This is a genomic window from Paenibacillus sp. Soil724D2, from assembly GCF_001427935.1.
Lineage (GTDB): Bacteria > Bacillota > Bacilli > Paenibacillales > NBRC-103111 > Paenibacillus_E.
In genome coordinates this window covers 1-24,653 of the sequence record NZ_LMRY01000042.1, presented here as the reverse complement: position 1 = coordinate 24,653, position 24,653 = coordinate 1, and the positions used below count along the sequence as shown (strand labels likewise).

Genomic DNA, 24,653 nt, shown 5'->3' with positions numbered 1-24,653 from the left:
CCATTCTACATTAGGCAATAAGTCCCCGTATTGGTTCGAAAAAAACTACTACAAGCAACTTCAGGCTTCATAAAGTTGTGTCTACTTTCTTGACAGAAGTTCATAAGAGAAAATCCCATTGCATAGTGTCCAATGGAATCATGTATTCACGAATAGCATGTTGAATTTCATTGGATTTCCTCCAATGGATTTAATCCTATTAACCGCTCAAGCTCAAGTGCTGCTCTTGGAACACATATTTCTCTCCTAGGTACTTTAGACGCTCTTGAAGAGGAATTTTATTTTTGGAGATACAAAAAAAGAGCCTGTCGATTTCATCGGCAGGCTCCTTTTTGCTAACTCGCTCACAAGTGTCTCTTTTTAAACATAAGGCAAATTCAACTCCGCGCTGCTGCTTATCCCATCATGCAACGCCTGCCTACGAAGGACCAAGTAAAGCTCCGCTTTGGTTGAGTTATAGTAAGGCAGTACGAATAAAACACCTATTCCCAGTGCTATCGTTCCTAGAATAAACCAACCAATAAAGGAAAGATCCAACACAAACATCTTCCACTTCTGCCCGCTTGTCATTTGTTTGCTGAGATCAACAGCTCTCTTCATCCCAATCCCAGGATTGTCCGCCAAAATATAAGGTGTCATGCTGTATGCATACGACTTCACGATACCTGGAATAATGAGCAGCAAAAACCATAAGAAGTTAAGTAGGCCGCTCCAAAACATACCTTTAACAATTGCAAAGTAATTGCCTTTCGTAAACGAATAAACGAGATAGTTCATGTTTACATCATCTTGTGCAGCTTGTTTAAAATATTGCTGTACGCTCACTTTTAGCGGAGATACAACGAAGATATTAAAAGCTAACGCCACTAGTCCAATCACGACTGCCAAGAAGGCAATGATAAGGATAATAGCAAGACCTGCTCCGTCGGAGACATCACCCATTCCGCCGCTAAACCCAGGAAGACTCATCGATGTACTTCCACCCGAATTATATGAGCAGCTTGATACCCCGCCACTAACCACGGCCAGTACCAAACTAACCAAAAAAGCTTTCCAATACGATGTCCTCAGAACGTTCTTGGCTCTGATCTTTAAATCTCTACGCGTCCAATACAAGTTACCGCCCCCCTATACTTACTATATTTACCACCTATCGTGCAGCATATATCAGAAAAGCGATATACCCTCAGGAACTCTGCTATTCCTTTTATTTCAACAGCTTTTGCGCGACGATATAACCCGAGCCTCCATTGATCCCGTGCCCTGGCCAAGTTGCCGCACCCAACATATATACGTTTGAAATTTCTGTTTGATGACTCGGCTGCCCCGGTAGGGGACGAAACAGGTAGCTTTGCGCCAAATCATGTGCTCCGCCATAAGGATCACCTGGACCAGAATTAGGATTGAATCTGGCAATCGTGTCTGGCGTAACAACGGCATGGCCAATAATGGCACTCGGGATATTAGGGATATGCTTGCCTACAATCGAAAGTACTCGCTCAGTGAAACGCTCTGTTAACTCCGGTGTCCAACTGCCATCACCAACATCGATAAGACCAGCGGCATCGCCGCGAGGACGACATGGTACCTCGAGCACCTGAATACGCATGATAGCCTTTCCTTCTGGTGCACGAGACGGATCCAGATTCGTGGAACAATCCACGGTGAAAGTTGGCTTGGCTGGAAGCAAATCCGCCATTCCTTGTGCAATAGCCTGTGTGAAACCATCCAGCCCATCCGTTAAATGCGGCTGACCGACCTTGGCAAACCGAGCATCTGGCCATTGCGGCGGTTCACTCAGAGCGAGATGGATCTGCACACAACCCCTGCCATAGCGGAACCGCTTCGCCTGTTCACGCAGCGGAGGACTAATCTCAGCATCAGACAAAAGTGAGAGATATAGTCGATCTGGACTTGTTGACGCAACGACGGCTTGCTTCGCCCGATACTCCTCTCCCTTCGAAGTTCGCACACCAACTGCACGTCCGTTTTTCACTATAATTCGTTCCGCTTCCTGTTCCGTGAGGATGATACCGCCTTGGTCCTGAATGAGCTTGGCAAGTGCTTGAGCAAGTTTTTCGCTTCCACCCTCGGGAATTGGCATTCCCCCTCCCATTAAAGCCATTGCTGTAAGAGGCACCCAAATCCCGCTGCCTACTTCATCAGGCGTACGCCCAAGATGAGATACCCACGGTGCCAACATAGCTCGGAGTACAGGTGATTGAAAGGAACTTACGGTGTTGCGAGCGGTTGAGAAGATGGATGCCGCAAATTCGGAGTAGCCTTTACTTCCCTTATTATGTAATAATTTCTCAATGATAGTTGAGGCTTTGGAGCGCGATAGATCCAGATTAAATAATGCAAAAACATCCGCTGCATAAGGATTGAATGCCTCGAACATGGCCGATAAGGCTGCTCCATCTCCAGGAGCAAGGCGCTCTGCTTCTGCAATTAACGCCTCGAACGATCGTGAGAATACAGCCGTTTGCCCGTCCTCCATGGAGACTCCCGTTGGCAAGTCCGTGTTTAAGTAGCGTAACCCGCGAGCCTCAAGAGCTTCGCCGAGATCTGCATAGGCCGGACCTGTCAATAGAAGAGGGTGTGCCGCTGCATAAACATCATGTTTGAACCCCGGTAAAGTAAGCTCCTCTGTACGCAGGAAACCGCCTGGACGATCATTTTTCTCCAGAACGAGTACGCTCCTCCCGGCGCGTGTTAAATAGGCAGCCGTAATTAAAGCATTGTGGCCACTCCCAATTAGGATGACATCGAACGATTTCAACTCCCATTCCCTCCTCACAGTAACTTCCATCATGGATAATACTAACCCAATAGCTGTGAGAGGTTTGCCTCTTCTTGTCGACAGATTCAATCCTATTATCCATTCGCTATTTTAATACGTTATAATAGATTTATCTTAAAATAAGAGGGACAGATATGACGGAATCACAACGTATCAACTGCATGAAATGCGAACATTTCTATATTACATGGGATGCCAATTTCCCTAGAGGCTGCAAAGCATACGGCTTCAAAACACAGACAATGCCCAGTCTTCGTGTACTTTCTTCCTCTGGCAAGCCCTGTATGAACTTTCAACCAAAAGCGGACTCCAAACAGAAGCAATGAGAAAAAAAGAGGCCACCCTAGGGCGCCTCCTACTTCCTTCTATTAGATGATTTTAAAATCAGGTTTCACCTTCGTGAAATTCGGATTCTTCCCGCTAACCATCAGACCCATTCCCCAGTCAAAATGCGTATTTTCGGTCGGAAAATCACTGGCTTCACGGTATTGGAACAATACATTCCTTCTTGTTCTAGAGCTCTTATTCGACTCTGAGCCGTGAATGGTCAAGTAATTGAAGAACAGAACATCACCCGCTTCTGCTACGCAAGGCGTCCCCTCTTTAATCGGATATTCCTTATGATTCAAATAATAAGAGCCTACATGTGGCAAGGAGCCAGTGCGGTGCGAACCCGGAATGACACGCAGGCAGCCGTTCTCCTCATCGGCATGATCCAGATGTACACTTGCAGCTAGCATGGAATGCTTTTCGTGCGGAAAATAAGGGTAATCTTGATGCATCGGGAAAGCTGCGCCATTCTCTGGCGGTTTAACAAGCATTTTGGAATGGTGCAGCTGTACGTTTGGACCAATAATCTGCGTCAGCACAGCAGTCATATTCGGATGAATCACGGCTCGCATAAACGCGGCATCGTGATAATGCACATCATGAAAGCCTTTTAAGACAAGCTTTTTCAGCTCCGCTGCCGGAAGAAAGTCCCCCTGCCATTGGGAATTATGATCAGCCTTTGATTGTGCAGCACGGCTAATGATCCCCTCTACACCTTGTCTCATTTCTTCAACTTCCTGTTGATTGAAAACTCCCTTAACGAGCAAATACCCATTTTCTTTATAAAAATCTACATCTTTTTGTTCGATCACAGGCCATTCCTCCATTTATCTCATTGATATTTATTCGCTTTCTTATTTATAATTATAGGAAAACCAATGGATTCTGTCTTTTTCTCATAAGGACACCTTTTTGCAGAATAAGGACATTTAAATATAAGGATGAAGCCGATGTATCTATGTAAAGAAACCGATTCAATGCTTAATGAAGTCCTAAACGTCATTCACGGACCCGCTGCTTGCTTCAAAATTCAATATTGGGGAGTTAACCCTTGCCTGTTCGATAATCAGCCCCATAAGCATTCTTTCTTTGAGGTTTGTTATATCATTAATGGTGAGGGTGAGTATACGGAAAAAGGTGTTGTCTATCCACTCAGGGCAGGTACACACTTTTGTTCGAGACCGGGGATTAATCATCAAATTCGTACGAAAGAGGGCTTATTAATAGTTTATGTCGCATTCGAATTAGATGAAACACTGAGCGACGATACGATGCGTGAAGCCTTCAGCGATCTAGCTGAGCATGCCGAGGTTTGCATTCATGAAGCTGACAATCACCCAACTGCCCACTTGTGGAAGTCACTTTTGATTCAAGAAGGGAAAGGGAGCTTGCCGGCTGCTGCGATTCCCTCGCTTGCCTACGCACTTCTAGTATCCTTTCTTTCATTATTCGGAAAAGACATGACTAAACCTTACTTTCACCGTAAAAATACACATATTCTGCTGCAGCGCGCCAAGCTTTATATCCGTGATAACTTATCCCAGCCGCTTCATCTTGGACATGTTGCTGGTTATCTCAACGTCTCAGAACGTCATCTATCCCGCTTGTTCTCTGAGGGCATACATGAGACTTTCACCGATTTCATTCGAAGTGAACGCATACGCCAAGCAGCCCACTTGCTTCTGACAAGTGAGCTTTCAATTAAAGAAATTGCCGAAGTCACCGGCTTTTCTTCTGTCCATTATTTTTCTCGTACTTTTATGGAAGAGAAGAAGCTGCCACCAGGCAAATTCCGACAGCAGGAGAAGAATCGTTTGTGAGCTCTATTCAACAGAGCCTTCAAGAAGTAAAAACTCAAGCGTTTTGTCTGCTTGGGTACAAATAAATGATTAGCGAAATGCATGCTGCTGTGTTGAATTTTGGAAAGATGACCCACTTCATTGACCTGCTTCAGGATTCATCATCAAAGTAGCAAAATAAAACAAGCAGCAAAAAAGGCATCCAATTACTCCTATTGAATGCCTTTTAATATAAACCTGCTTCAGCTGTTGGTGAGATGCTTTTTTATCACATTCAAATAATTCCTTCTAATGAACAAGAAATAAACGATCTGAAGGAGCAAGAAGATACCCATAACGGTAACCGCGGCTGCGCCGACTTCTACTTTAAATAGCCTTTGCAGCACTCCTAAAGCAACGGCGGAATGAATCGTTGCCACGATGTACGGAAACAAGAACAATACGCCAATTTCGATCGAAACAACTTTTTTCATTTCTTTAAACGTTACACCGATTTTATGCAATTGCTTATATTTCTGTTTATCGGATTCCTGATCCATGTAAAATTTGTTGTAGATAAAGCTTCCTGAAGCCACGAAGAAGATAATGCCTAAGAATATCGATAAGAACATAATCGTGCCGTATGCTCTTTTTTCAGTTTCATAAATATGGGATTTAGACAAAAATAGTGCAGTCTGATTATCTCCATATTTCTTCTCATATTCGTCATAGACGACATAAGTACCGGACCAATCCTTGACTTGAAACGCATACTGGGGCTGGGCTTCTTCTGCGACTTCAATGCGGTCAAATAGCTGATCGGCAACGACATATATCGCATGAAATTGATCCTGCAATAGCTTTACACGTATGTCTTCTGTTATTTGGATGCTATTTCCTTCAATTTCTAGGCGATTTATGCCGTCATTTTCCTCAGGGGGGACGATTTTAATGGCTTCTTGTTCACGGATAGACACGGTTTTCAAGTTTAATTGCTTGGCGAATTGATTATAAACGCTTGCTTTCATTAAGGGTAAACCAGACCCGTCCTCTTGGATAAGATATTTAATGTCTACAACTATTTTTTCATATGGGAAATGGTTTTTCTTTAACTGATCTTCAATAAACCGAATCTCCTCAGCGGCGGATGGATTCTTACCGAAAGTTTGATAAGTAAAAGCCATCGGATGTCGCTCTTCTATATTATTTAATGTATTCGTCCAATAGGCATAGGAGGCTCCGCTCAATATTACAGCAGCTGTAGATGTGATGGTAATGATGAAAAACATGCTGGCATTGTCACGTATTCGATAGAACATATTGGATATCCAGATCAGATTGGTGTTTCTTAAATAATAGAACCTGTTCTTCTTTAATAATGCGATCGCAAAAACGCTGAACTGCGAAAATAACAAATAAGTGGCAATAACGACCATGCCGATAATTATTAAAATATATATCTCCAGATTTCCTTTTATTGTAACAAATGAAAATACATATCCGGCAATTAGTAGAAGGAAGCTAAAGACAGCAATAAGTTGTGAAAATTTAGGAGCGGACTTAGAAGCCTTCGTTGCTTTCAACAGGCGTAAGATATCTTTCTCCTTTACGATCCATGATGTGAATAATGAGACGAACATGCCAAGCAGCAAGAAGCATATTAGCGTAATGAGAATCGCTTTTATCGGAAAATAAAACGGCAAGGAAGGGAGCCTCAGCAGCTTCTCGATGATCGTCAAAAATAGTTTGGAGAACACTAGGCCCGTAATGATGCCGCCGATAGTTGCCGCGACACTGATAATCATATTTTCAATGGAGATCATCTTGAGAAGCTGGCTCTTCGATGTGCCGAGCATATATAGGATGCCGAATTCCTTATACCTCTTTTTTAATAATACACTGATGGAATAAAAGACAAAGAAAAACAAAAATAAATAAGCAATAATTTCCGCACCCAAAAGGGATACCTTGATATAGGATTTGAATGTTCCTATATCGGGGTGAAGAATAAACGTAGTCAGAGAGAAAAATAAGGTAACGGATATAATTGTACTTAAGAAATAAGCGAAATAGGCCTTTCCGTTGCGCAGGACATTTCTCGTCGCAAACTGTTTAAACTCCATGAGCAGCTCCTCCTAAAAGCGAAAGTACATCGATGATCTGTTGATAGAACAGCAGCCTGCTCCCTCCGCTATGAATTTCATTATAGATGGTGCCGTCTTTAATAAATATGATCCGGCTGCAATAACTGGCTGCCACAGGGTCATGCGTCACCATAATCGTGGTCAACTGCTGTTCTTTATTGATCTTCTCAAACATTTCCATGACGGTTCTTGCTGATTTGGAGTCCAAATTTCCGGTTGGTTCATCTGCCAAGAGGAGAGAGGGATTATGGATGATGGCTCTGGCAATAGCCGTTCTTTGAGCTTCTCCTCCAGAGATTTCATAGGTTCTTTTGCCCAGCAGATGTTCTATGTGCAGAGTTTTGGCGATACTGTGCAGTCTTCTATCTTGCTCTGTAACCGAGATCCGATCCAAGGTAAGGGGCAAAACCGCATTCTCCCCTATGGTTAAAGTATCGAGTAAATTATAATCTTGAAATACAAAACCAAGCTCCCTGCGTCTAAAGAGAGCTAGTTTATCTCCCTTCAAATGTAACGGATTGAGGCCTTTAATCAGAATGTCTCCTGTTGTGGGTTGATCGACCGTAGAGATCATATTTAACAACGTAGTCTTGCCGCTGCCCGATGGTCCCATCACTCCGACAAATTCTCCGGGTTCAATGGAAAAGCTTATTTGATTTAAAGCATGATACATCACTTCTTTGCCGTACGTTTTACTTATATGACTGACTGTTAACATGTCCATTCAACGACTCCTTTTTGTTTGGTTTACATTTATCATAGTACTTCGTTGCATCCCCTTAAGCGATTCATCTTTCTTACTCGATTCTTACATTGTTGTAAGGTTGGTAGTAAGCAAAAAGAACATGCTTTAGGAATACGGCACGTTCTTGATGGTATTAGTTATGATCCGTTTGGATATGTTCAAACAGAATGCTGACTTTTGTACCTCGGTTCACTTCGGATTGAATATAAATCTTATGATTTAAGTTTTCGCATATCTTCTTAGCAAGATACAGACCCATTCCCGTAGATTCTCCCAAGATTCTTCCGTTTTCACCGGTAAAGAAAGGATGAAAAACTCTCCTAATATCCTTAGGATGTATGCCCATGCCCTCATCTACGACTTCTAGCACAGCATGATCTTCTGTTTTATAGGCGGAAATAGTTAAATATTTACCTTTTCCCTTGGAATATTTGATGCCGTTTGTTATTAATTGCTCGATTACAAATTTTATCCATTTTACATCGGTGTAAACCTCAATGGTGTCGTCGACGTCTGCTTTAGGCAACATATTATTTTTAATGAACAGCTTTTTTTCTTGGCTGATGCTGTCCAGAATTAACGGCTTTAAGCGTGTCCTTTCGATAACAAAGTCTCTTTCAAAAGCATCGATCCGCGCATAATATAAGGCCATATTCAGGCCCTTTTCCATTTTATAAACCTCTTCGCTCATACCGTGTGCATAAGGTTCGCCTGCGTGTGCTTCAAGCTGAAGCCGGATGACCGATAGCGGCGTTTTCATTTGATGCACCCATTGATTGATAAAGGTTAAATGCTCTTGATGGTTTTTGTTAATTTGTTGCATGTTCCTTTCGTATAATCGGTATTGCTGCTTTAATAGAGCAGATATATGGCGGCCCCAGAAGGAATCTCCTTGATCCAAGGAGGATTCTTCGATGGCATCGAAGTTACTCTTAAGTAATACATAGACGTCTTGAGTCTTTACATATTTCCAGCCTAAAAAAACAAGAAGAATAAAAGAATTGAAAAAGAAAACATATAAAACATCTAAAAATGGGAAACCGCTCGCAAGGACACAATAAAAAGTGGTTAAAATTACGGAAAAATAATAAAAAACGATATAACCCTTGTACTCCTTTAAAAATAAACTCATATGACATCACCTCCTACCAGCTCTTGTTTAATTTGTAGCCCGTGCCTCTTATCGTTTCGATCCCATTCTCAATATCAAGGTCTTGCAGTTTTTTTCTTAACCTTGTGACATTTACGTTGAGAGTGTTCTCTTCAACAAAATCGGAGTGATCCCACATTTGTTCCAAGAGATAGTTTCGGTTAACCACCTTAGGGTAGGTCTTAATCAGACTTTCGAGCAAAATTGCTTCTTTCTTAGTCAGTATGGCAGTCTTTCCTTGAAACTGCAGATCTAATCTTTCCGGGTATAAATTTAATCCTTCCAATTCGATTACACGCTCGCCTATAGAATGGGCATAATCCCCAAAGACCCGTCTGATATGGCTGTTTATTTTGGCCATCACTACCTCATAAGAGAATGGTTTCGTAATATAGTCATCCGCACCGTTTTCAAGAGCTCTCACTTGATCAATCCCGCTCTCTCTTGCAGATATAAAAAGTATAGGAACCTTGGATGTTTCTCTTATCCTCCTGCACCAATAAAATCCATCAAACTTGGGCAAATTAACATCTAGCAGGACGAGATGAGGTTTTAGTAGATGAAATTCTTCCATTATGCTTTCAAAGTTTTCCGCAACTGTTGCTGAAAGTCCATATTTTTCAATATGTTCTTTAAGTAGACGACTTATTGATATATCATCTTCAATAATATAAATCGTATATTTCATTACAAACGCCGCCTCCTTAGGTACACTGATATTGGATTGCTCGTAAAACAATATCACTCCCATAATATCATTTTAACCAATCGACTTAACAATCATAAGATCCTGCCTTCTTTCCCCACTTTGAATATTCTCAATAATTATGACTCCACCCACAACAACACCAACACCCCTGTGATTTTTCAAAATAAGTGAGAATTGCAATACAAAGACCCCGCATTCCTACGGGGTCTTTGTTTCATAGAACTAAACTGCCCGTTAACGTAATGAAGGCTACCGATCAAATCGGCAGCCTCGTCCTGGGTTTTTATTCAACTATCGTTCACCGTTACTTCAATAAACCCATAAACTGAGTGTGCCCAAAAATTTTATTTCGCTTATATATGGGATTAAATTGTCTATTTGGATATCGCCCCAAAATATTCTACAACTACCTCACGGAATTCCAGAGCAGCCCGCGAAATATATCGACTCCTGTGCCATAATAAAGCTATCTCCCGTACCACTTCGTGAGTTTCTACTTGGAGATATATGATTTGTTCCCGTGAATTCCTTGCCGTGCTTGGTATGAAGGCTATGCCAATTTCGGCTTCCACAAGAGTGATAAGCCTTGCAGGTTCATCCCCCTCATACACATATTTAGGTACAAATCCAACCGATTTGCATACAGAGTCCATTAAATCGCGAGTACCGTAGCCTTTCTTTACTCCTACAAACCATTCATCCTTTAGCTCTGTCAAGGATACGCTGCTTCGATCTGCCAGTCGATGCCCCTTTGGAACAGCTACAAGGATTGGGTCGATAAACACGATTTGACATTCGATGTCATCCCCTTCTATAGGAGGTGAGGACAAGCAAAAATCAACCTCTCCTCTATCAAGAAGCGTAACCATTTCCTGCGTGGTCAGCATTTGCACATGAAATTGAATATAAGGCCGCTTTTTCCGAAACTCTCGAAGGATATTTGGTAATATGCTAGCGGTGGTCACCCCCAATTCTAGTGTACCATGATCCGGGCTGGATAAATCGCTAAGCTCCAGCTTCCCCTGTTCCAATTCAAACAAAGCCCTTTCTGCACGTCGAAGGAATCTGCTTCCGAACTCATTTAATCGCAGCTTCCTACCTATTCGATCGAATAGAGGGACCCCTAGATCCTCCTCCAAGCGTTGAATCGTTTTGCTTAGTGACGATTGAGTAACGTGCAGAATTCGTGCAGCTTCGGTCACATGTTCCAAACGAGCTACCGCGAGAAAATATTGCAGTTGAAGAAGTTCCATTTCGCACTCTCCGTTCATTCCTTCAAGTCAATGAGATTATAGCATGAAATGCGTTGGAATAAATAATCGATTTCAAGTACGATGACAATAAGACGCTTTGGGGGTGGGGGACCAAAAATGAGTGCTCGCCAACAGGTGGTTAATGATTTCAGTTGGTCTAGGGATACTATTGAATAGTAAATAGGACAGACTTCATAGAAAGGATTACACATCATGAATCGTAAATTCGTTGTTTATATTGTGGCGTTTGCCGCATTTCTTGGGCCGTTCACGCAAACCATTTACACCCCGGTGTTACCCGAGGTTGCCAGTCAACTCCACACCACCTCATTCGTCGTAAACTTGACGATTTCGGTGTTTACCTTATTTCTTGCCATCATGCAGGTGATCTATGGTCCGCTCACTGACTCGAAGGGCCGCCGCAAAGTCATTCTTTTCGGGATTTCGCTGTATGTTATCGCTTCGGTTGGGTGTTTTTTCTCCGAAAGTATAGGGCTTCTGCTGGTCTTCCGAGCGTTGCAGGCGATCGGAATCGCTGCGGGATCAGTCGTTGCCGTTACAGTCATCAGCGACTTGTTCGATGGAAAAGAACGCGGCCAAGCTATGGGGACATTTCAAATGATGGTTTCATTAGGCCCTGTGCTCGGGCCGGTCATCGGCGGCTTCCTCAGCGGTTTGTTCAATTTTCAATCCGTGTTTCTCGCTCTTGCAGCTACAGGTATGCTTGTGCTGATCCTCAACTACCTTTATCTGAAGGAAACTAAGCCCGACAGCGGCGAGGCCACCCGCTTTCAACTGCGGGATTTCGCAACGATACTACAGAATCGGATCGGGTCGTCGGTTATTTATCTTGGGTTAATTCAATATTACGTGTTTTACAATTTTCTTGTATTTCTGCCGAACATCTTAAGCGAACGTTACGGCTTGTCGGCCGAGCAAAAGGGACTCGTATTTCTGCCGATGTCCCTTTGCATCGTGGTCGGCAGCTTCTTCGGTGGCAAAATCCAAGCACGGATAGACGGAAAAAAGGTCATCGTTCTGACTACTTTTCTAAATGTGTCTTCGGTGTTGTTTTTCATGTTCTTCTACTCGATTTCAATAACTTTGTTGTTGGCCGGTATTATCTGCTTCGGGTTATTCCTCGGGCTCTCGCTCCCCGTGCAGACGACACTGCTAACGGGCGCTTTCACGAAAAACCGTGCGACCGCCGTCGGTGCTTATAACTTTTTTCGCTATATGGGAATGGCTTGTAGCCCGATCGTTGGCAGTCTATTCTACCATATGGGTGGCTATTTCCTGATGTTTAGTTTTATCGTATTAGCTTTTCTGGCTTTTGCCTTGCTGTTGTCGCGACGTCTCCTTGGTGCACAAGCAAGAAAGTCCGCCTCTTAAAAAGATTTCTACGAGTGAGAAAATGAATGAACTGAGTTGTTCAAATTAATCTAAATTTTCATAATTGTTGAGACTATCAGCATTCACAAAATGTAAACTCTATACATAAAAATGAATACTGTTCCTTCAAACTAAATCCACAAATACACGCAAAACATTCCTTAACTTATTAAATAAGCTACGGGGTGTTTGCTTTTCAAATTCTCTTATATTAAGCAATCTATTTATATTACATAATAATTAAGAGAGTCCTAGGCTTGGCTGTTACTGGAACCTGGCTCAAATCTATTTATTATTTCATGCGCCACTATGGATCTAGTAGAAATATCAAATATACATTTAATAATTGGTTGCAGACCATTTTCATAAAAGAAATCAAGTTCAAAAACCCCATTCCATTTGTATCCACGCAGTCTAATCGTCTTGATTAAACTAGGCTTTGTGGTTTCAGATATTATGGGGGTCTCATCTAAGGACATGCTTAATGCCATTGCAAACGGTGAAGAAGATCCTAAAAAATTAACACGCCTCGTGTGATGTTTCATAAATAATTATAAAACGGAGCCCGCAAACCCGCGTGACTCCGTTTGTTTTGTTTCATAATTATTCAGATTTTGCCCTTTACTGTATCAAGAAAACACTTTTGTTTCAAAATTATACAAGTACCCCTTCAATTTCGCGACTTCAGTTCCGGCCAGCATCATAATGCCAATTCCATGATTATCATTGGTTACCGTACGAAGATCCTCATTGTAATATTCGGGATGAAACGCATATCTAGAGCCGCTGCACACACCGTGTACGTTGCCTTGGCGGTCTATGGCTATTCGGCTTAGACCGTTCCAAGCTAAAATGGCAGCCTCCGCATAACGATTTGGTTCGCGAAGCCAAGAAAAACGGACGCCCCGAGCAAAAGCATAGGCAAACATCGCAGTGCACGACGCTTCCAAATAGGTTTCGGAAGCATTCAACACCTGATGCCATAGACCACTGTCCGATTGCAGGACTAAATAGCCTTCACACAGCTCATTAAAAAATTCGAGCAGCGCCGGTCGGTCTTCGTGCGTCTCCGGCAAAACTTCCAAAACCTCCGTCAAGGAGAACAAAACCCAACCGTTTCCGCGGCCCCATGGTATGCCTGTTGCACGCCCATACTTAAAATCATAAACATGGGACATAATCCGCTGCTCCGGCATGAATAAATAATTTCTAAATCGTAAAAACTGCTTTGCCGCTTCATCTAGCGCACGGGCATCACCCGATATTTCAGCGTAACGGCGCAAGAACGGCGTACTCATGTATAAATCATCGGCCCACATGGTATCCGCTGAATATTCCCCTGGACACGTTCGGTAAAACGCTCCGTCCTCACGACGTTCCAGCTTGTTCAGCATAAAGTCCGCGATCCGAGAGGCCACAGGTAAAAAGGCGTTATCGCCGCATTCCCGGTAGGCTTCAAGCATAGCTGAGCCGAAGGAACCGCAGTTGTCGAGCATTTTCATCATAACCAGCTGCTGGTTGATAGCGGGAAAGCCATATTGCTCAGCGTCCCAGAGAGAATACTCGAACATATCCGTACATGCTTGAACGTGTTCCGTGGCATAACGAATCATGTCCGGTCTATGGAGAAAACGTCCTGTTTGAAGCAACCCGTAAATCGTAACACCGAGCGGATAATCCCAACGGGCATAATTGGTCATTGTGCCTACTGTCCATTTGTTGCTCAGCATAGAGTTCTCATAATAGGGACGAATCCAAGCATGAGGAAGGTCCAGCCTCCAGTAAGCGTAGTCTGCCTTTCCCTTTACTTCTCTTGTTGTCGCATACAAACGGTCTGTTCGCTGCAAGTCACTTAGCTCGGGTTCCGCCTCCGCTTGGAACGGTCCGACATACAGCCAGGCCGCATCTCCTGATCCATGCACTTGATGGGGAGCATATAGATCAATGGGAGCGCCGCCTATGGAAGCCGTTAACGTATACTCCCAAACGCCTTCACCGCAAATACTTTTCACAAGCAAATCGTATACTCCGTTAAATAACGGAAGCTCAAGAGCATAATGGCCGGCCTTATTTTCTTTCACCGTCTCTTTTCCGTTAATCCATACCGTAATGGGTCCCAAAGAAGTGATAACCATATTCACAGGATGGCTTCCGGCTAAATGCTGACGAAAACGGGTCCAAGCAAAAGCAAGCTTGCCCGACTGGCGGCCATACATTCTTTCTAAAGAAGGAAGCTCACGTTCTTCCTCGTTCCACTGGCACTCGGGAAACCAGCTTAATCCGCTGTTCTGTTCGAAAGAAAACAGATCGGGCAGCTTGGTTTCATCTGGCACAACATCCTTGTCGACGGGTGCGGAGAATACCCATCCCGCCTTTCCCTGTCTTTCCTTAAACGGAGCCAGTACATTCAGTATGCGGACCTTCGCTTCGTCCGATCCGATCAAACAGCCAAAGCCGGCTGGTGTATGCTTCATTTTGATGAACAAGGTGTTCCAGCCTTTTGTAAAGGTGACATTCAGCTTCACGCTTGCGTCCGGACTCATCTCGTCTATGACATTGGAGCGATAGGTTAAACTACCGTTAAAAAAAAAGCGGACCGGACCCAGGCAGCGGATGATGATATCCAGATTTCGCTCTTCATCGCTCCAAACAACGCCTGCACCATAGGCCCATTGCCCTGGCTTGGCGCTTGGAAACCGCTGGCTTAGGTCGATTTCAAATAGACCTTCCTTATTTTGCAGCACGCCTGATTGATGAAATGTACGGTAGACAAACCCAGCCTGCGGATTGGCCCCTATGTACCGCTGTGCCAGAACCTTCAGGATTTCGGCGTCATTGTCGCCAAAGCGGTAATGGGCGCTTTCTTGTTCTTGAAAATAAACAGTCATGTTATCTCTCCTAACCATTCGAAGCAGAATTCGGTGAAACCCGAATATTGAATGTATGATCGATCGGTGTAATCAGATTGACAAGAAGCATCTGACAGCCCCTCGGATAAACCATATTGCGGATGACTGTTGACGAATGCTCAGAAGCAGCACCCTTTATTTCTATCCAATCTCCATTATTCTCGTATCTGACGCTGCCATTACGCCACATCATTTTATCTTCACCGACGGGCTCACAGCCATCGGTATGCAGCGTCCCTTCCGCTCCGAAGAGAAAGACAACCTGTGTTAACACATCCGCCGGCTTGTCTGACCGAACACGAAGAGTCCATGCTTCCTTGGTCTCTGCCGCTTCAACGAAGGTCTCATGTGTCTGTTCATGGGTCATGGACCGTTTGTGATGCGGAAGCAGGTACCACGGGCTTAGATTTTCCGATGCATCTTCTGGAAGCTGCGCCTGCGGGATTGGGCCATAATAGCCCTTTTTCTCTTGCGCCTTCAAATGGTATGCGCCATTATGCTCCTGCAGCTCCTTGAATTTGATCGTGCCTGGCTCAAAGTTAGAGCCTACTTGAACGCCTAGCAGCCTAGCTTGGCCGTGCCGTAACGCAAAGAAAGAGGTGGCCTCCGTCATAACGGTCGCACTGGTTTTGCCGCTCCGGTGTCTAGCCACCGGGGCGCCGAATTCCGGGTGAAAGCTGCTATGCGAGATTTTTCCGTTATGACCGGCTTGCTCCATTTTGGATAAGTACAGGGAGCGATTGAAATCGCCATTGATGATTTTACGATATTCGGTAGGAAGCTCCGCCGGTTGCACCGAGCTCTCCCGCAAAGCCGGATGAAGCAAAAGGTTCAGCATGGCGTTGTTCGGAAGGGCGCCGGGATGGGTAATAGCTTCGCCGGCCAAGCTGGCCATGGCCGCAAACAAAGGATCCCGGTCATGTACCGCCATGAGCTGATAAATGGAATAATAGTCGGCAAGCGTGAACTTTTGACCAAAATCTTGACGTCCCGAATAGTCCGTCACGATCTCGCCGTCAGGGTGAACCAAATACATCATCATCCTCAGATTAGCTCGCACACTCTCGAGCAGCTCCGGACGGTCCAGGTACCGAGCGGCATAGTAAAGATTAATGTCGCTGACAGCGTTATAAATACCGTTGCTGCGCTCCGTCCATTCTCCGTCCGGAGTGATGTCCAACCCTTCGGACAACCATTCCGAGGCGCGTTCTTTGAGCGCTTCAATGCCAAAGATATCGTATAAGGAACCGAGGGCTGAGCAGATCACCCAACGATGATTAGGCGTATGAATGCCGCCTGTCAGCAGGGCAGGAATCGTCCGCTCCAGAAAACGATGAACATCGGCAGCAACGGACACAGCTGGCTGCCACTCGCTTAATGAGAGCAGCTTGTAGATTTGGGACAGTCCTACCACGTTGAAGGCTGTGTCAGGGGGCGAATGATAGTTGGTCCAGCCTGGTGAAATGGTACCGTCATCATGCTGGAATTTCAACATAAAACGCGTCAGTTTCATCAGTCGTTTCAACAGGACGCTGTCGTGATAATAAGCAGAATCCGGATTGATTAGGGCAGCTGCCCATAAACCCATAATCATTAGAGAATTCGTATGACTGGGCCAAGGGATCCCTGTTGCCAGATCAACAACGCCTCCGAAATAGCGGCTTTCGTTATCCAGCACCTGACGATCGAACGCCTCTTTCACCCATTGATCGTTAATCTTCACTAGCTTATGATAGACCATACGGTTTACCCTCTTTCTTTTTAGAAGTGAATCCTGTTTGTGGTGCTATTCTCCCCCTTTACTCTTTAACCGCGCCCAGCATGACTCCGGAAACAAAATAGCGCTGCAGCCAAGGGTATACAATGAGAATCGGAACTGTAGAGAATATGACAGTAGCGGCCTTTAAGCTTTCTGGCACAACCAACTGCATTTGGCTGCCTTCCAGTCTCATCAGGTCGTTGACCTGACTGTTCTGTATCATCTGATAAAGCTTCAATTGAAGCGGATAGAGCTCCTGCTTCGTAATATACATTAAAGCATCTTGAAATCCGTTCCATCTTCCCACCGCGTAAAAAAGGCTCAGTGTGGCCAGCGCCGGCATGGACAAGCGTAAGGTAATCCGCCACAGCATGCCGAAGTAGCTGCATCCGTCTATTTCCGCAGATTCTTCCAATGCCTTAGGGATGCCATTAAAGAAAGAAATGAGAATGATTAGATTAAATGCACTGACTAAACCGGGAAGCACTAAAGACCATACGGTGTTCAGCAGATTCAGGCTGCGCATTAAAATATATTCCGGAATCATGCCTCCGCTAAAAAACATGGTAAAAATGATGATCACCATAAGGACTTGACGACCCTTAAGCTCTTTCTTCGATAAAGGGTACGCGGCGGCGATGGTCATGATCATGCTTAATACCGTACTTAGCGCCGTCAAGAAGATCGTAAAGCCCAAAGAACGAATCATCGACATATTCGTAAACACTTTCTTGTACGATTCCAAGTTCGCTTCAAGCGGCCATAAGGAAACTTTACCGGATGTAATAGGTGTTGTTCCGCTCAAAGATACCGCAATAATATGGATAAAAGGAATAAGACAGAGCACTACGCTAACTGCTATACATGCAATAAAAACTGTATCATATACTCGGTTTACTGCCCGTTCATTCATCGTACTGACTCCCCTCTACAGCTCACTTAAATAATGCCGTCACCAGTCAACTTTTTGGAAGCGAAGTTAGCGCCAATCAAGAAAATCAGCCCTACGACGGCCTGAAATAATCCGACAACGGTCGCCAGTGTATACTGTCCGGATTCAAGTCCGACTCGATACACGAACGTACTCAAAACTTCCGAATAATCACGGACGATCAGATTTCCAATAATATACGGTCTGTCAAAGCCGATGGATACCATATTGCCTAGATTAAGAATAAGCAGCGTTGCCACGGTTGTTTTAATTCCCGGCAGCGTGATATGCCAGATGCGCTTCATCCTTCCCGCTCCGTCAACCTCGGCTGCTTCAAATAATTCCTTGTTGATTCCTGTTAGGGCTGCCAGATATAGAATCGTTCCCCACCCGGCGCTTTGCCATACCCCCGTTAATAAATAGGTGATCAGCCAGTAATTTTTATCCGATAGAAACGGGATGGATGGATAGCCCATACCGGTGAGTATGTTATTAATCATGCCGGATTCATTGCCGAAAACTTGGTAAACGATACCACCAATAATAACCCAGGATATAAAATGGGGAATATATAAAATCGTTTGGGAAAGCTTCTTAAACCATACGACCTTTATTTCAAACAGGATGATAGCCAAAATAATCGGTGCCGGAAAAGATACCAGAAGATCAAGCAAATTCAGCATAAACGTATTACGAAGCGCTATAACAAAATCAGGATTTTTGAATACTTCCCGAAATGCCTCAAAACCTATCCAATCACTTCCGTTAATCCCTTTGAAAAAATTGAAATCCTTAAATGCAATTTGTGCGCCATACATCGGTCCATATTTAAAGATGAAAAAGTAAACAATCGGCAATGCGACTAAGGCATACAGCTGCCAGTATCGTCGAAGGTATACGTTCATATTCGCTGCTTCCTCCCCTTACACCCAGTCTATTAAAATCAAAGGAGCGCCTGATTCACGCTCCTTTGATTTGGTGCAACCGCGGGCTTAACCTTCGGTTACTTTGTTTGCATTTCCTTCCATGCTGCTTTGCGTTCGTCAGCAATAGCTTGACCGCCGCTGGACATGTATCCACTCATCATTGAGTCAAATACGGAGTCGAATTTATCTGGCTTAGCCATCGTTGCTTTCACAATCAGTTCTTCCTCTTTCGCACTCAATGTTGTTCCGTATTTGTTTTCCGCTTCAATCGGACTTGGAGAAACAATCTGTTTAATCCCGTCTGTGACAGCGAATTTAAGCACTTTTTTAACATCGCTTTGATATCTTTCTGGGAAGTTCTTAATAAATGCCGCGTCAGTTCTCTCTTGTGTATCAAGAACAAGACCGTTAGCGAGAATACCCATATCGCCGCCGCTGAACGTGTTGTTTTTAACTTTATCATCCATGTTCTCGATCACAGCCGGAATTCCATTAGCATCCAGATTGTAGTTCTGGCCCTTAACCCCTTTAAGCATGGTTAACAGATTGTCGCCCGTCGCCATCCAATCCAGATATTTAACGGCTTCGACGGCATTTTTGCTCGACTTCGGAATCATGATGTACATACCGTTCGGAGCATCGAGCGGCTTAGCGTGTTTACCGTCTTTATTGGTGTAGGCATCCACTGGAGTCAGTAACGCAGAAGGGACGTTCTTCTTCAGAGCATCGTAAGTCCCATCGTTGTAGAAAATGTTGATGGTATCCTCACTGAAGAAACCAACTTTGCCGTTGGAAATAGCTTTAGTCAATGTTTCCTTTTTACTATCCAAAGCGAAGTCCGGGCTCATCAAGCCTTCGTTGTACAGCTTGTTCATAAACCGGATGGCTTCCTTGAAACCTGGATCCAGCATCGGAATTTCACGAATTTGCGTTTTCTCGAAGCGCTCTTGATCGCTCATATTACCGATAAAGGACCAGATAATAGGCTCGTACTGGGCAGGGGCAATACTCATGCCAAGAGGAATCACTTTGCCTCCTGTTTGTCCCGGATCTTTTTCTTTAAATGCTTTTAATACGTTATAAAGTTCATCGGTCGTTTTCGGAGCCTGGAGATTCAATTTATCCAGCCAGTCTTGACGAATGAAAGACGCATACTTGCCTGTTTCCGCTCGCTTCGCCGGAATCGCATACTGCTTCCCTTTGTATTGACCAACGCTCAAAATTTCAGGTCCAAGGAGTTTGGTGACATTCGGGCCGTATTGCTTCAACAAATCTGTAACCTCTGTTAAACCGCCTTGAGTCGCATATTTACTAAAAGTACCTTTATCGTATGTGATCACGAGATCAGGAACATCCGTATTGCTAGCCATCAAAACATTAAGTTTGGGTACTTCCTCACTTCGCAGAACCGGAACAAACTCAACATTAATATTGTTCGGCTTGCCGAAATTTTCTTTAACATAGTTGGTTAGGAACGAGTTCGTAATCGTGACTCCATCCGGCGGATTGCCGCGATCCCAAAGCTCTACTTTCAGGTTGCCGGCTTTGGCTGGCGCACCGCTGCTTGCCGGAGCTGCGCTCTGGCCTGCCTGCTCTTTCTTATCAGAAGAACAAGCGGTCAATACGGTCATGCCTGCAAATAACATGGAAAGACTTAGTACAGCGAACTTCTTCGTTTTTCTTTCTTGCATGAATGCCTCACCTTACCCACTTTTTAAATTTTTTTAGAGCTCCGAAGCCGATCCCGTTGTGGAACTGCCTCTGGAACACATTATTGCGCTTTTATGCTGACTTCGACAATAAACTAGTTTCACATGATAAACTTCAACCGTTGGAAACTCAAAGAAGGCGTGAATAAACTTTTTTCCCGATAAACCAAAAAGCCATTCGCGGTCAAAAAAAAGCTTATTCCGCTCAGAATGAACCATCACTCTGGGGAATAAGCACCTTTTTTTATTTTTTCTCTGTATTTTTCAGTTTGCGGAAATCCCCAGGCGTTACACCAACAACCTTCTTGAAAACTCTGCCGAAAGTGATAGCGTTGGCATATCCCACGTCCATGGCGATATCCTGAATCGTATCGTTGGTGTTTTCAAGCAACGACTCTGCCCTATTCATCCGGAGATGTACAAGAAAATCAACGAATTTCGTATTGAATTCTTCTTTGAATAAGTAGCTGGCATACTTTCCGGAAATTTGGAACTGGTCGCTCAGATGCTTCAATGACAGATCTGGGTTGGCATAATTATTCTCAATGTACTTTTTGATTTCCTCAATCAAGGCCCTGTAGCTCTTGGATTCGTTCACCGATACATAAGTCTGGAATAACTCCGTCAACCAATCCGATACAATCTTCTGAACTTCATGAAGACTGGAGGCCTGCACGACGGATGTCCACATCTCATCCCACTGCTGTCCCTTAAACCTGTTTGCTAAGGTGTCAGATAACTCTCCGACCTCCCGTTCCAGTATCTTCATCAAGGTTTCAAGCTGCAGGTGAATTTCTTCATTTCTTAAATTATCATTTATAAAAGACTGAAAAATGGCATCCAGCCTTAACCGCCAGCCATCTCCCGCCAATCGGAACTCCCTAACGAACTGGGACATGGACTGAAAATATTGATAGCTATGAAAGTGTGATTGTTCAGGCAGCTCCTCGCTCATGACTACGGCTTCTTGCCCAAGAGACAGCTTATGATGGAGGGCTGAGTCGGCAGCCTGATACGATAAGTAAATCTCTGCCGGTTCCGTCACGACGATTCCGATCCCCATCGTTAATGAAATGCGCAGATGTTCATTTATCCAACTGTGACACTTTTCACCAACGGCTCTGAGTACAGTTTTGTCGGGAATATCCTCTTTCATACTAACTATCGTTCCCAGTTTATCACTGCTTATCCAATCGAACCAGCCGCTCATATGATGGTCATTAATGATTTCATTCAATACGTTCATCACTGCGTATTTCAGAATATTTTGATCAGAGAGGGAGAAATTCTGTTGAAATTGACCATAGCGGTTCAATTCGACGATAAAAACGGTGAATCCTTTAGACTTGGCATCACCGGCAAAGGGCCTCATTCTCTCGATACGTTCGCTTAGGTCCTCCATACGTTCGCCTTCTATTAAACCGCGAAATAGCTGTCTGCTAAGGACATGTTCATTACTTCGACGCTCCTTCTCATAATCAGTGGTCTGCTCAATCAGATTATCCAATGCGTAACTGATCACTGTAAGATCATCCTTTAAAGTGAGCTTCGCGTCTGTAATTGGTAGTTGGAGAAATCGCAAACGGTTCATCATCATCGTAATAGGCCGATAATTTCGCCTTGTTATATAAAAGATAAAAACCATAGCACCAATAATGGTGGAGATCCCAATTACAATCCATATATAAGAGATTAAGGATACCCAAGAAAATAGCTGCCCAGCCTGAATACCGCTTTGAAATGTCCAGTTCAGGTGTTTCGCATGAATGGTTGTTAGCACTTTGCCCTTCTTCAAATAACCGCTACCCAAGAATTCAAACACCTGGTTACCGCTTTCATCATATACGTCAAGATAAGTAACGTTCCCGCTAATAAGGTCGTTGATCATTCTTTCTAGCCTGTACTTGTTAATATTAATAACCATCATCCCGTCCTTGCCAAATGGAATTGGCAAGGATCTGCTGAGGGAAATAACGGGCACTGGATTTGTCGCATTCGCTTCCGAATAATCGCGGACCTTACTCCAGCCACGGCTTTCGGGCTCCTTCAGCTTTTGGCGAAGGAAGTTCGCGTCAGCGAAAGCGTTAAGCTCGACAAGTCCGCTCTGTGTAAGCACAATGTCACCTTGCTTGCGATAAATATAAATGGAATCAATTAAGCTGTAATTGTTTGTTAAGGTATTCATATTGTTTACTACATCATAATAACGTTCGTTCGACCTTGCATCAGCGGACGGATAAAGAAAATCGGTATAGGAGTTCTCCAGTTCCAGCTCTTGCAAAACCTTCATCTCCATTTCACTCATCGTGCGATCAACGGTGTCCACAATATAACTTGTCGAGATATGATTGGCTTTGGAAGTTTCATTTCTAGAGATATCGTTAACAATAAGAAATGACATGAAAATGAGCACCGTTACCGTCAGAAGGAAGATCGGCATGTATATTAACAAAAATTTTCTCGAAAACGTATTCATTTAAGTCGTCCTCCTTCTGACTCCGTAATATCAATACCTTCCTTTTTGCGTTGATGAAAAAAATCACGAAGTAAAAACTTGCTTCGTGATTTTTTACTAGCTTACCAAACTAGTTTTATCGGAGTCAATGAAAAAGTGCCTCATGTCTTTACCTCAAGTTCTCTCACTTTAATCGGCAATAGATTGGCTTCAATTTGGTCACGATGCTTCTCATACCACTCAGGCAGCATTAATTTCTCGCCTAACGTTTCAGCTGATTCATCATTAGCGAACCCCGGTGGATCTGTCGCGATTTCAAAAAGAATTCCGCCTTTTTCCCGGAAGTAGATGGCATTAAAATATTGACGGTCAATGACTTGTGTTGGTTGGAATCCTTTGCGTGTAACTTCCTTTTGCCACTCATCATGATCATCAAAATCGTTCGCACGCCAAGCAATATGATGAACCGTACCAGACCCACCAATTCCCCAATCCATGTTTGCTAGTGGAACGTCAATGATGTTGCCGATCTCTCCAGTGGTCTGGAAACGAGCAAACTCCTCATTTTCTCCAACTTTTTTCAGGCCAAGAACATTCTGCAACGTTTCCATTGTACTCTCTGCATTTACACTAAAAAGAACGACCCCTCCGAAACCTTTTATGGCTTTTCCAGGAGTAATACCATCGAATGTCCATGTGTTATTTGTCCCATCTTTTCGTTCAACGAGTTCAAGTCGCAGCCCATCATTGTCAGTAAACTGAAGATAATCTTCATTAAATCGGTTCACTCTAGTAAATGAGATGCCAAATTTGTTGAGCCGGCTTTCCCAAAAGCTAAGCGAACCTATCGGAACTATATAGGTTGTAATACCGACTTGGCCACCGCCAATATTGCCTTTTTGCGATCCTGCTGAAGGGAAAAATGTGATAATAGTGCCCGGACTTCCAATTTCGTTTCCAAAGTACAAGTGGTACACATCAGGAGCATCAAAGTTGATTGTTTTTTTCACTAATCGTAGTCCAAGGACTCCAGCGTAAAAATCGACGTTAGCCTGAGGATGACCTGCAAATGCAGTGATATGATGAATACCAGTCGTTTGTTTAGACATTAAAATGCCTCCTTAAATAAGCTAAGTTTATTTTCTCCTGCTTGTTGATAATCATCCATTTTTTATTCTAAAATCTTAAGTTTACCCCCCCTAACTCCCGACCAATTTAGGAGCCATCTTTAGGCAGCGTAGCACTGCGGCCAGTTGTTCTTTGGTTACTTTACCCGCTGGGTTATATGTGCCTTCCCATAACCGTCAGTCACGCCAGCAGCTTTCAACGCTTTGATATAAGGGAGCGCATAGCCGTTAGCTTTGTCGTCCATAATTACACGCCATTAAAGATACCGGCACTAATCATCGCGTCAAATTTCGCTTTTTGTCGCTGTATCATATGCTTTATTTCCTTCCAATAATTCAGGCTTATACTTACTTCTCTTAGCAAAGAGACCTATCGATTTGACCTGATGAAAAAATTCACGAAGCAAAAATCTGCTTCGTGAATTTTCACTAGCTTTTCGATTAATGTCCTTCTTTACCGCCAAACATGTCTTGCGAATAGATGATACCTAATCCGTATGCGCCTCCGTGCTCTTTGGCAATATCCGTTGTTG

Annotated in this window: 18 protein-coding genes; 3 read left to right on the top strand and 15 right to left on the bottom strand. The window is 43.8% G+C overall.

The window, feature by feature from the left end; translation table 11 throughout:
• Positions 1 to 360 precede the first annotated feature (360 nt).
• Both ASG85_RS26735 and ASG85_RS26730 read right to left on the bottom strand, forming a co-directional pair.
• The gene (locus tag ASG85_RS26735; protein WP_060648258.1) at positions 361 to 1,116 is read right to left on the bottom strand and encodes a DUF975 family protein; all 756 of its coding nucleotides are present in this window, start codon (positions 1,114 to 1,116) and stop codon (positions 361 to 363) included.
• 91 nt (positions 1,117 to 1,207) lie between these two features.
• Complete coding sequence (locus ASG85_RS26730; RefSeq protein ID WP_060648257.1) at positions 1,208 to 2,782, bottom strand: phytoene desaturase family protein; 1,575 nt, start codon at positions 2,780 to 2,782, stop codon at positions 1,208 to 1,210.
• Positions 2,783 to 2,937: 155 nt separating this feature from the next.
• On the opposite strand from ASG85_RS26730, the gene ASG85_RS26725 reads away from it, so the two are divergent.
• Positions 2,938 to 3,129: a hypothetical protein gene (locus ASG85_RS26725; protein WP_060648256.1), complete on the top strand. Its 192-nt coding sequence runs from the start codon at positions 2,938 to 2,940 to the stop codon at positions 3,127 to 3,129.
• A 42-nt stretch (positions 3,130 to 3,171) separates the two neighbouring features.
• Here ASG85_RS26725 and ASG85_RS26720 read toward each other — a convergent pair whose 3' ends face one another.
• Positions 3,172 to 3,945 (bottom strand): phytanoyl-CoA dioxygenase family protein, encoded by a 774-nt coding sequence (locus tag ASG85_RS26720; protein ID WP_057307346.1) that lies wholly within the window; start codon positions 3,943 to 3,945, stop codon positions 3,172 to 3,174.
• Positions 3,946 to 4,083: 138 nt separating this feature from the next.
• Between ASG85_RS26720 and ASG85_RS26715 the strand changes: the two genes are divergently transcribed.
• Positions 4,084 to 4,953, top strand: a complete 870-nt coding sequence (locus tag ASG85_RS26715; RefSeq protein WP_060648255.1) for an AraC family transcriptional regulator — start codon at positions 4,084 to 4,086, stop codon at positions 4,951 to 4,953.
• Between the two features lie 221 nt (positions 4,954 to 5,174).
• Here the strand turns inward: ASG85_RS26715 and ASG85_RS26710 are convergent, their stop codons facing one another.
• From ASG85_RS26710 to ASG85_RS26690, 5 genes are all read right to left on the bottom strand, one after another.
• Positions 5,175 to 7,034 carry an ABC transporter permease gene (locus ASG85_RS26710; protein WP_060648254.1) on the bottom strand — a complete coding sequence of 620 codons (1,860 nt, stop codon included), beginning with the start codon at positions 7,032 to 7,034 and terminating at the stop codon, positions 5,175 to 5,177.
• Positions 7,024 to 7,779, bottom strand: a complete 756-nt coding sequence (locus tag ASG85_RS26705) for an ABC transporter ATP-binding protein (protein WP_060648253.1) — start codon at positions 7,777 to 7,779, stop codon at positions 7,024 to 7,026. Before ASG85_RS26705 ends, ASG85_RS26710 begins: the two co-directional genes overlap by 11 nt.
• Before the next feature lie 154 nt (positions 7,780 to 7,933).
• Positions 7,934 to 8,932 (bottom strand): sensor histidine kinase, encoded by a 999-nt coding sequence (locus tag ASG85_RS26700; protein WP_060648252.1) that lies wholly within the window; start codon positions 8,930 to 8,932, stop codon positions 7,934 to 7,936.
• A gap of 13 nt (positions 8,933 to 8,945) precedes the next feature.
• Entirely contained in the window at positions 8,946 to 9,638 is a 693-nt protein-coding gene (locus tag ASG85_RS26695; protein ID WP_060648251.1) for a response regulator transcription factor, read from the bottom strand.
• A 395-nt stretch (positions 9,639 to 10,033) separates the two neighbouring features.
• Positions 10,034 to 10,912 (bottom strand): LysR family transcriptional regulator, encoded by an 879-nt coding sequence (locus ASG85_RS26690; protein WP_060648250.1) that lies wholly within the window; start codon positions 10,910 to 10,912, stop codon positions 10,034 to 10,036.
• A 213-nt stretch (positions 10,913 to 11,125) separates the two neighbouring features.
• Here ASG85_RS26690 and ASG85_RS26685 point away from each other — a divergent pair, with 213 nt between their 5' ends.
• Positions 11,126 to 12,304, top strand: coding sequence for an MFS transporter (locus ASG85_RS26685; RefSeq protein ID WP_060648249.1), 1,179 nt, complete (start codon positions 11,126 to 11,128; stop codon positions 12,302 to 12,304).
• Positions 12,305 to 12,933: 629 nt separating this feature from the next.
• Here ASG85_RS26685 and ASG85_RS26680 read toward each other — a convergent pair.
• The 7 genes from ASG85_RS26680 to ASG85_RS26650 all read right to left on the bottom strand — a co-directional run bounded on the left by ASG85_RS26680 (position 12,934) and on the right by ASG85_RS26650 (position 24,102).
• The gene (locus ASG85_RS26680) at positions 12,934 to 15,192 is read right to left on the bottom strand and encodes a glycoside hydrolase family 105 protein (protein WP_060648248.1); all 2,259 of its coding nucleotides are present in this window, start codon (positions 15,190 to 15,192) and stop codon (positions 12,934 to 12,936) included.
• 10 nt (positions 15,193 to 15,202) lie between these two features.
• A complete protein-coding gene (locus ASG85_RS26675) occupies positions 15,203 to 16,954 on the bottom strand; it encodes a hypothetical protein (protein WP_060648247.1) in 1,752 nt (583 codons plus the stop codon).
• Between the two features lie 58 nt (positions 16,955 to 17,012).
• Positions 17,013 to 17,885 (bottom strand): carbohydrate ABC transporter permease, encoded by an 873-nt coding sequence (locus ASG85_RS26670; RefSeq protein ID WP_060648246.1) that lies wholly within the window; start codon positions 17,883 to 17,885, stop codon positions 17,013 to 17,015.
• A 26-nt stretch (positions 17,886 to 17,911) separates the two neighbouring features.
• Positions 17,912 to 18,808: an ABC transporter permease gene (locus ASG85_RS26665; protein ID WP_060648245.1), complete on the bottom strand. Its 897-nt coding sequence runs from the start codon at positions 18,806 to 18,808 to the stop codon at positions 17,912 to 17,914.
• A gap of 98 nt (positions 18,809 to 18,906) precedes the next feature.
• Positions 18,907 to 20,520, bottom strand: coding sequence for an extracellular solute-binding protein (locus ASG85_RS26660; RefSeq protein WP_060648244.1), 1,614 nt, complete (start codon positions 20,518 to 20,520; stop codon positions 18,907 to 18,909).
• Positions 20,521 to 20,782: 262 nt separating this feature from the next.
• Positions 20,783 to 23,014 (bottom strand): helix-turn-helix domain-containing protein, encoded by a 2,232-nt coding sequence (locus ASG85_RS26655; RefSeq protein WP_060648243.1) that lies wholly within the window; start codon positions 23,012 to 23,014, stop codon positions 20,783 to 20,785.
• Between the two features lie 140 nt (positions 23,015 to 23,154).
• Positions 23,155 to 24,102 (bottom strand): ring-cleaving dioxygenase, encoded by a 948-nt coding sequence (locus ASG85_RS26650; RefSeq protein WP_060648242.1) that lies wholly within the window; start codon positions 24,100 to 24,102, stop codon positions 23,155 to 23,157.
• Positions 24,103 to 24,653: the final 551 nt, after the last annotated feature.

Coding starts and splice junctions, on each gene's coding strand:
- ASG85_RS26725 (WP_060648256.1), top strand. CDS start 2,938: ATGACGGAATCACAACGTATCAACTGCATGAAATGCGAACATTTCTAT.
- ASG85_RS26715 (WP_060648255.1), top strand. CDS start 4,084: ATGTATCTATGTAAAGAAACCGATTCAATGCTTAATGAAGTCCTAAAC.
- ASG85_RS26710 (WP_060648254.1), bottom strand. CDS start 7,034: ATGGAGTTTAAACAGTTTGCGACGAGAAATGTCCTGCGCAACGGAAAG.
- ASG85_RS26705 (WP_060648253.1), bottom strand. CDS start 7,779: ATGGACATGTTAACAGTCAGTCATATAAGTAAAACGTACGGCAAAGAA.
- ASG85_RS26700 (WP_060648252.1), bottom strand. CDS start 8,932: ATGAGTTTATTTTTAAAGGAGTACAAGGGTTATATCGTTTTTTATTAT.
- ASG85_RS26695 (WP_060648251.1), bottom strand. CDS start 9,638: ATGAAATATACGATTTATATTATTGAAGATGATATATCAATAAGTCGT.
- ASG85_RS26690 (WP_060648250.1), bottom strand. CDS start 10,912: ATGGAACTTCTTCAACTGCAATATTTTCTCGCGGTAGCTCGTTTGGAA.
- ASG85_RS26685 (WP_060648249.1), top strand. CDS start 11,126: ATGAATCGTAAATTCGTTGTTTATATTGTGGCGTTTGCCGCATTTCTT.
- ASG85_RS26680 (WP_060648248.1), bottom strand. CDS start 15,192: ATGACTGTTTATTTTCAAGAACAAGAAAGCGCCCATTACCGCTTTGGC.
- ASG85_RS26675 (WP_060648247.1), bottom strand. CDS start 16,954: ATGGTCTATCATAAGCTAGTGAAGATTAACGATCAATGGGTGAAAGAG.
- ASG85_RS26670 (WP_060648246.1), bottom strand. CDS start 17,885: ATGAATGAACGGGCAGTAAACCGAGTATATGATACAGTTTTTATTGCA.
- ASG85_RS26665 (WP_060648245.1), bottom strand. CDS start 18,808: ATGAACGTATACCTTCGACGATACTGGCAGCTGTATGCCTTAGTCGCA.
- ASG85_RS26660 (WP_060648244.1), bottom strand. CDS start 20,520: ATGCAAGAAAGAAAAACGAAGAAGTTCGCTGTACTAAGTCTTTCCATG.
- ASG85_RS26655 (WP_060648243.1), bottom strand. CDS start 23,014: ATGAATACGTTTTCGAGAAAATTTTTGTTAATATACATGCCGATCTTC.
- ASG85_RS26650 (WP_060648242.1), bottom strand. CDS start 24,102: ATGTCTAAACAAACGACTGGTATTCATCATATCACTGCATTTGCAGGT.